8 protein-coding genes are annotated in these 7,615 nt (G+C 77.6%); 2 read left to right on the forward strand and 6 right to left on the reverse strand.

The genetic code is table 11. The annotated features are described in order from the left end of the window. Together GTR02_RS17755 and GTR02_RS17760 are read left to right on the forward strand one after the other, a co-directional pair. A partial coding sequence (locus tag GTR02_RS17755) for a 5-oxoprolinase subunit C family protein (RefSeq protein WP_166608818.1) occupies positions 1-723 on the forward strand: 723 nt, incomplete at its 5' end. A gap of 22 nt (positions 724-745) precedes the next feature. Continuing rightward, entirely contained in the window at positions 746-2,458 is a 1,713-nt protein-coding gene (locus GTR02_RS17760; RefSeq protein ID WP_166608819.1) for an acetyl/propionyl/methylcrotonyl-CoA carboxylase subunit alpha, read from the forward strand. Between the two features lie 163 nt (positions 2,459-2,621). Here GTR02_RS17760 and GTR02_RS17765 read toward each other — a convergent pair whose 3' ends face one another. From GTR02_RS17765 to dacB, 6 genes are all read right to left on the reverse strand, one after another. Beyond that, complete coding sequence (locus tag GTR02_RS17765) at positions 2,622-3,050, reverse strand: hypothetical protein (protein ID WP_166608820.1); 429 nt, start codon at positions 3,048-3,050, stop codon at positions 2,622-2,624. Then, the gene (locus GTR02_RS17770; RefSeq protein WP_166608821.1) at positions 3,047-3,670 is read right to left on the reverse strand and encodes a nucleotidyltransferase domain-containing protein; all 624 of its coding nucleotides are present in this window, start codon (positions 3,668-3,670) and stop codon (positions 3,047-3,049) included. The genes GTR02_RS17765 and GTR02_RS17770 overlap by 4 nt, the downstream gene beginning before the upstream one ends. 65 nt (positions 3,671-3,735) lie before the next feature. Continuing rightward, complete coding sequence (gene hpt, locus GTR02_RS17775; RefSeq protein ID WP_166608822.1) at positions 3,736-4,287, reverse strand: hypoxanthine phosphoribosyltransferase; 552 nt, start codon at positions 4,285-4,287, stop codon at positions 3,736-3,738. A 12-nt stretch (positions 4,288-4,299) separates the two neighbouring features. Beyond that, positions 4,300-5,325, reverse strand: coding sequence for a tRNA lysidine(34) synthetase TilS (gene tilS, locus GTR02_RS17780; protein ID WP_166608823.1), 1,026 nt, complete (start codon positions 5,323-5,325; stop codon positions 4,300-4,302). Further along, entirely contained in the window at positions 5,322-6,458 is a 1,137-nt protein-coding gene (locus tag GTR02_RS17785; RefSeq protein ID WP_166608824.1) for a zinc-dependent metalloprotease, read from the reverse strand. The genes tilS and GTR02_RS17785 overlap by 4 nt, the downstream gene beginning before the upstream one ends. A gap of 50 nt (positions 6,459-6,508) precedes the next feature. Next, positions 6,509-7,615 (reverse strand): D-alanyl-D-alanine carboxypeptidase/D-alanyl-D-alanine endopeptidase (dacB, locus tag GTR02_RS17790; protein ID WP_166608825.1); only part of this gene is annotated, 1,107 nt, incomplete at its 5' end.

Below are 7,615 nucleotides of genomic sequence, written 5' to 3' on the forward strand. Positions count from 1 at the left end.
GGTGGGGCCGTCCTGCGGTTCACCGGCGCCGGGGTGGTCGCGCTGGCCGGGGCCCGGATCGAGGCCGGGCTGCACGCGGCCGACGGGACTCGCCTGCCCGTCGCCCCCGGGCCCTTCGCCGTCGAGGACGGCGACGAGCTCCGGTTCGGCGGGCAGCGCGACGGGTTGCGGACGGTCGTGGCCGTCCGCGGTGGCATCGACGCGCCGCCCGCGCTGGGGTCGCAGGCCACGGACACGCTGTCCGGCGTGGGGCCCGCGCCGCTGCGGGCCGGGGACCGGCTGGCGCTGCGCGGGCCCGCCGCGGCCCCGCACGCCGCGGACCCCGGCGCGGTCGAGGACCGGGACCTGCCGCGCGCCGGGCGGACCGTCGACCTCGACGTCGTCCTCGGCCCCCGCACCGACTGGTTCACCCCCGCCGCGCTCGACGCGCTCACCGCCCAGGAGTGGGAGGTCACGCCCCGCTCGGACCGGGTGGGGATCCGGCTGGCCGGAACTGCGCTGGAACGCTCCCGCGACGGTGAGCTGCCCAGCGAGGGCGCGGTGACCGGCGCGATCCAGGTCCCGCCGGACGGGCAGCCCGTGCTGTTCGGGCCGGACCACCCGCTCACCGGTGGGTACCCCGTGGTCGGGGCCGTCGTGCAGGAGCACCTCGACCTCCTCGGGCAGCTCCCCCCCGGCAGCCGCGTCCGGTTCCACGCGCGCGCCCCGTTCGCCGACCTGTGAACCTCGAGGAGTGAGGAACGCCATGAGGACCGTGCTGATCGCCAACCGCGGCGAGATCGCCGTGCGCGTCGTCCGCGCCGCCGCCGAGGCGGGCCTGCGGTCGGTCGCGGTCTACGCCGACCAGGACGCCGACGCCCTGCACGTCCGGCTGGCCGACACCGCCGTCGCGCTGCCGGGCGAGACCGCGGCGGCGACGTACCTCGACGTCGAGGCGCTGCTCGCCGCGGCCGCGAGTTCCGGCGCCGACGCGGTGCACCCCGGGTACGGGTTCCTGTCCGAGAACGCGGAGTTCGCGCGGGCGGTCGAGGCCGCCGGGCTGATCTGGATCGGGCCGACGCCGGAGACGATCGAAGCGCTGGGCGACAAGGTGACCGCGCGCGCCATCGCCCGCGACGCCGGTGCCCCGCTGGCGCCCGGGAGTCCCGCCCCGCTGACCGGGGCGGCGCAGGCGGAGGAGTTCGCCGACGAGGTCGGGCTCCCCGTGATGATCAAGGCCGCGCACGGGGGCGGCGGCCGCGGGATGCGGGTGGCCCGCACCCGCGAGGAGGTCGCCGGCGCCTTCGAGTCCGCGACCCGCGAGGCCGTCGCGGCGTTCGGCCGCGGCGAGTGCTTCGTGGAGAAGTTCCTGGAGGCGCCCCGGCACCTGGAGGTGCAGGTCCTCGGCGACGGCCGCGGCGGGGTGACGGTCGTGGGCGACCGCGACTGCTCGCTGCAGCGCCGCAACCAGAAGCTCGTCGAGGAGGCGCCCGCGCCGGGCCTCACCGACGACCAGCGTCGGGCCGTCCACGCCGCGGCCCGGGACATCTGCGCCGCCGTGGACTACCGCGGCGCGGGGACCGTGGAGTTCCTGCTCGGCGCCGACGGCACGCTGTCCTTCTGCGAGGTGAACACCCGGCTGCAGGTGGAGCACCCCGTCACCGAACTGGTGACGGGGGTCGACCTGGTGCGCGAGCAGTTCCGCATCGCGGCCGGCGACGGCCCCTCGTTCACGCGCACGCCCGAGGTCCGCGGTCACGCGTTCGAGTTCCGCATCAACGCCGAGGACCCGGGGCGGGGTTTCCTGCCCAGCCCCGGCCGGGTCGAGCGGCTCCGCGTGCCCTCCGGCCCGGGTGTGCGGTGGGACGGTGGCGTCGAGGCGGGCGACGCCGTCGTGGCCGCGTTCGACTCCCTCGTCGGCAAGCTCCTCGTCCACGCCGGCGACCGCGACACCGCTCTCGCCCGCGCCCGGCGCGCCCTGGCCGAGTTCGAGGTGACGGGGATCGCCACGGTCCTGCCGTTCGCGCGGGCCGTGGTCGACGAACCCGACTTCTCGACCGAGGGCTTCGCCGTCGGGACGCAGTGGATCGAGTCCGAGCTGATGCCGCGCCTGGAACCCCAGCTGCGGCCGGCCGCGGACGACCGGCCGGCGTTGCTGCGCCTGCCGATCGAGATCGACGGCCGGCGGGCGACCATCGGCCTGCCCGCGGCGTTCCTGGCCGCGCTGGGGTCGGCGCCGGGACCCGCGGCGCCCCCCGAGGTCCGCGACGAGCACGAGCTGACCGCCCGCACCCCGGGCACCCTCACCGCGTGGCTCGTCGAGGACGGCGCGGACGTGGTGGCGGGGCAGGACGTGGCCGTCGTGGAGGCGATGAAGATGGAGGCCCGAGTCCCCGCCCACCGGGCCGGGGCCCTGCACCACGTCGCCGCCGAGGGGGCCCCGCTCGCGGCCGGCGCGGTCCTCGCCCGGATCGACTGAGCCGGCGACGGGCTCGTGGACGTACCCCGGCGGAGCTCGTCACGGTCACCGCTTGCCATGTGGTGTGTCTCCTGCGCGCGAGCGCGCTCGCAAGGTGTCGAAGGGACCCTCAACTCATCCAAGGCCACCGACACACGTCCGAAGACGCGGCCCCTCAGCCATATCAGGTCATGCGCACCCCGGCCGCGTCCACGAGGGTCCGGGCTCGGCCGAGCGCGGCCGTGCAGTTGGCCGCCGTCACGTTGCTGAGCCCGTAGTCACCGGCTGGAGCCAGCGCCCAGCGCTGGACCTTGAGGTCGGGCACCTCGCGCAGCGCCCGCGCCAGCGTCGTGTCGCCGGTGACCTCCTGGAGCAGGGCGATGGCCTGACGGTGGTCCTGACCCCGGGACCGGACGCCTGCCGTGAAGCAGCAGATCGCGTCCGCGGACGCGATGGCCGCCAGGACCGCGTTGCCAGTGGCGACCGTGGCTGCCTCGGCCAGGTCCTCGGCCTGGATGAGCTCGGCGGCTTCGAGGTAGAGCCGGGCCTGCCGCAGGCGAGTCCGCGCGTCCGCCGGGGTGCACGCCCCGGTGCGTGGCGTCCGGGCGCTCACGCCGGACCTCCTGCGGCCAGGAGCGCGCGCAGGCTGGGCCCGACGAGGACCCGGCCGTCCTGCCTGAGCCCCGTGATGAGCGGCTGGGCCTCGCGGACCGCGGTCGCCAGCTGAGCGGTGGTCACCTGCACGAACTGCACGGGATTGCCGGTCAGTGCCTCCAGCTCCTCGCCCGTCGCGTGCAGCTGCTCGCCCCAGGGACCGTCGGCGTCGACGTCGTCGGCGCGCACGACCAGGAGGTCCAGGTCGCTGTCCGGGGCAGCGGCTCCCCGCGCCCACGAGCCGAAGAGGACGACGGCGACGGGGGGCGGTGACCAGCGGCCGAGGCGGTCGCCCAGCCAGGCCTCGACGGTCCCCGTGGCCGCCACGACGGCCAGCACGGGACCGGAGAGGACGTGCGAGCGGTTGAGGCGGTAGAGGACCGCCGACCCCGCGTCCTGAGTCGTCACCAGACCGTGGGACACCAGCCGGTGGAGGCTGGTCCGCACCTGGGCGTACGAGCGACCGCTGAGCCTGGCGACCATCGAGCCGTTCAGGCCGCGTTGCGTGCGGGCGAGCACCTGCAGCACGTCGGCGTCCACGGTCGGTGCGATCGTGCGCAACGGGTTGACGGGGTCCACGGCCGGCTCCTGACGGGATGCCGATAGAGCTATCGGTATCCCGTCAGCCTAACGGTCACAGGGGATCAGCTGTAGACGTGCGGGGCGAGCGTCGCGACGCAGTCGAGGTTGCGGTAGCGGTCGGCGTAGTCGAGGCCGTAGCCGACGACGAACTCGTTGGGGATGTCGAAGCCCACGTAGGCGACGTCGACCTCGACCTTCGCGGCCTCGGGCTTGCGCAACAGCGCGCACACCCGCACCGAGGCGGGGCCGCGGGAGCTGAGGTTCGACAGCAGCCAGGACAGGGTCAGCCCCGAGTCGATGATGTCCTCGACCACGAGGACGTGGCGGCCGGAGATGTCGGCGTCGAGGTCCTTGAGGATGCGCACGACACCGGAGCTGCGGGTGCCCGAGCCGTAGGAGCTGACGGCCATGAAGTCCATCGACAGCGGGATCGACATCGCGCGGGAGAGGTCGGCCATGACCATCACCGCACCCTTGAGGACGCCGACCAGCAGGACGTCCTGGCCCGCGTAGTCGCGGTCCAGCTCGGCCGCGAGCTCCGCGACGCGCGCCGACACCTGCTCCCGGGTGAGGAGGATGTGCTCGAGGTCCGACCCGGCGTCCGCGGCGTCCACGCAGTCCACTCCTCAGCTGATCGTCACGGCGTCCTGACCCGGAGCGCCGGCCCGTGTGAGCACGAGCCTGCCACACGAGCGCCGGGCCTCCGCACCCCCCGGCAGGTGTACCGCGCCCTGCCCGCGCCAGCGCAGCAGGAGCGCGTCGAGCGCGTCGACGTGCGCGGCGGACAGCGCCCCCGCGGGGCTGCCGACGGCCAGCGCGGCCCGGCGCAGCAGGCGGCGGCGCAGCGCGGCCGGGAGGGCGAGCAGGTCCTCGACGGCTGCGCTGCAGCCGCCGCCGGGGCCGTCGGTGACGACCCCGGCCGCCTGCTCGGCCAGCGCGTCGAGGGCGTCGGCGTCGTCGCGCAGCGCCCGCGCCGTGCGGGCCAGCGCGGCCGCGACCCCGGGCCCCAGCGCCTCCTCCAGCAGCGGCAGGACGTCGTGGCGGACGCGGGCGCGCGCGAGGCCGCGGTCGGCGTTGGCCGGGTCCTCCCACGCGACGAGGCCCTCCTGCGCGCACGCGGCCCGGACGGTCGCGCGCGGCACGTCCAGGAGCGGGCGCCGCAGCACGCCCCGCAGCGCGGGCATCCCCGCGAGGCTGCGGGTGCCCGACCCGCGCGCCAGCCCCAGCAGCACCGTCTCGGCCTGGTCGTCGAGCGTGTGGGCCAGCAGCACCGCCGCAGCCCCCGCCTCGCGCGCCCGGGCGTCGAGCGCGGCCAGCCGGGCCGTGCGGGCGGCGGCCTCGGGGCCCCCCGCGCGGCCGACCGCCACCCGGGTGACGACCACGGGGTCCAGCCCGAGCGCGCGGCACGCCGCGGCCGCGGCCTCGGCGACCGCACCCGAGCCCTCCTGCAGGCCGTGGTCGACCGTCACGGCGCCGGCCCGCAGGCCCGCGGCCGGCGCCTCGAACGCCGTCGCGGCGGCCAGCGCGAGCGAGTCCGCGCCGCCGCTGCAGGCCACGAGGACGAGGCCGCCCGGGGTCTCGGCCGCGACGCGGGCCAGGTCGGCGCGCACCGCGACCCGGACCGCCGCCACCGCGGGCGGCGGGCCGCTCACCCCGCCACGCGCGCGACCCACGCGGGCGGATCGGCGATCTCGGCCGGGCTGGGCAGCGTGGCCGGGCCCTGCCAGACGGCGTTGAACCCGTCCCAGCCCACGCGCGCGACGACCGCGCGGACGAACCGCGCCCCGTCGGCGTACTGCCGGGTCTTGGCGTCCAGGCCCATGAGCCGGCGCACGACGCCGTCCAGCGACCCGCGCCCGCGGCGGCGCTCGGTGAACCGCGCCCGGATCGTCGCGACCGTCGGCACGACCTGCGGGCCCACGTCGTCCATGACGACGTCGGCGTGGCCCTCGAGCAGCGACATCACCGCGACGAGGCGCGCGACGCGCTCGCGCTGCGCGGGGCTCTGCAGCAGGTCGGCGAGGCCCGCGCCGGAACTGCCGTCGCGCAGCGCCTCCGGCAGGCCGCGGAGCAGGGTGCCCATCCGCTCGGACAGGTCCCGCGGCTGCTCGAGGAGGTCGCCGGACAGCCCGCGGGCCTCGTCGGCGACCCACCGGCGCAGCCACGGGTTCGCGCCGAACTGCAGCCGGTGCGTCTCCTCGTGCAGGCAGACCCAGCGGCGGAAGTCCAGCGGCACGACGTCGAGGTCGCGCTCGACCTGCACGACGTTGGGGGCCACGAGGAGCAGGCGCCCGGGCCGGCCCTCGTCGATGCCGGAGAAGACGTCGTACTGACCCAGCACCTTGGTGCCGAGGAAGGCCAGCAGGCTCCCGAGCTCGGCGCCGGTCGTCCGGCGGCCCACCGCGGTGGCGGCGCGGTCCAGCCCGCCGGTGCCGCCGCGGGCGCGGTGCGCGTGCCGGCCCTGCGGGTGCACGCGCACCGGGGACAGCAGGCTGCGGAACGCCTCGACGTTCGCGCGCGCCCACGACGCCCGGTCCACCACGAGGGCGGGCGGTTCCGCCCCGGCCGCGGGGTCGCGCCGCAACCCCGCGGTCGCGGCCACGGGCTCGACGGCCTCGGCGGCCGCGGCCCGCAGCTCGTGCACGGCGTCGGCGACCTGGGCGGCGGAGGCCTGCGGGCCGGGGCGCACCAGGCGGGCGGCGATGCGGGCGGCCAGGTCGAAGTCCACGAAGGCGCCCAGCGGCCGGCCCTCGTCGTCGTGCTGCGGTGCCCCGGCTGCGCTCATGCGCCGAACGCTACGCGTCCCGCCGCGACCACCGCCGTGGCCGGCTGCGGCTACCGGCAGCCGCAGCCCGCGAGCACCGTCGCCACCCGGTCCTGCGCCTGGCGCGCGCGGTAGGAGCCGCCGGGCGCCACCGCGTCGGACAGGACGGCGAAGGCGAGCAGCCGGCCGTCGGCGTCCACGACGTAGCCCGCGAGCGAGCTCACGCCCGTGAGCGTGCCCGTCTTGGCGCGCACGAGGCCCGCGGCGGGGACGAGGTCGGCGCTGAGGTAGCGGTCGAACAGCGTGCCGGTCGCCCCCGCGACGGGCAGACCGCTCGCGGTGGCCCGCAGCTCGGGGTGGTCCGGGCCCGCCACCACGGCGAGCAGCTGCGTGAGCGTGCGGGCGCTGATCGCGGTGTCGCGGCCCAGCCCGCTGCCGCCCTGCAGGCGCACGCCCGCGACGTCGACGCCGAGCGCCGCGACCTGCTCGACGACGGCCGCCGAGGCGTCGTCGAAGGTGCCGGGCCGGCCCGCGGCCACCGCGACGCGGCGCGCGAGCACCTCGGCGAGGGTGTTGTCGCTCGTGGTGAGCATCAGCTCCACGACCTCGGCCGTCGTGGCCGACGACGCCTCGGCGAGGACCGCGGCGCCCTGCGGGGCCCGGGCGCGGGTGGGGGCCGGGGCCACCTGGACCCCGTCGCGCGCGAGCGCCGCGGCGAAGGCGGTCGCGGCGGCCAGGGCCGGGTCGGCCGCGCGGGGGGCGTTCGGGACGGGCGCCAGCCGGGCCTCGTCGACCGCGAGGGGGGCGATGGGCATGACGAACCCGGCGGCGACGTCGCCCGCACCCCAGCCGGGCGAGCGCGCCGGGCCGCTGAACAGGCCGTCGTCCAGCGCGACCGAGACGCTCGTGCGGCCCTGCGCGAGCAGCGCGCGGGCCGTGGCGGCCGCGAGGTCGGCCAGGCCCGCGCGCCCCGCCACGGCGTCGGGCTGCCCCGCGCCGGGGGCGAGCAGCACGTCGCCGCCCGCGACGAGCACGACCTGGCCGGGGTCCGCCCCCGCCACGACGCGCGTGCCGGCGCGGGAGTCGGGGCCGAGCGCCCGCAGCGCCGCGGCCGCGGTCAGCAGCTTCGTGACGGACGCCGGGACGCGGGCCGTCGCGGGGTCCCGCTCGTACAGGAC

Source organism: Kineococcus siccus, from assembly GCF_009906795.1.
In the GTDB taxonomy this organism is placed as follows: domain Bacteria; phylum Actinomycetota; class Actinomycetes; order Actinomycetales; family Kineococcaceae; genus Kineococcus; species Kineococcus siccus.

What these genes read in the sequence shown, in the direction of transcription:
- GTR02_RS17760 (WP_166608819.1), top strand. Translation starts at nt 746, where the DNA reads ATGAGGACCGTGCTGATCGCCAACCGCGGCGAGATCGCCGTGCGCGTC.
- GTR02_RS17785 (WP_166608824.1), bottom strand. Translation starts at nt 6,458, where the DNA reads ATGAGCGCAGCCGGGGCACCGCAGCACGACGACGAGGGCCGGCCGCTG.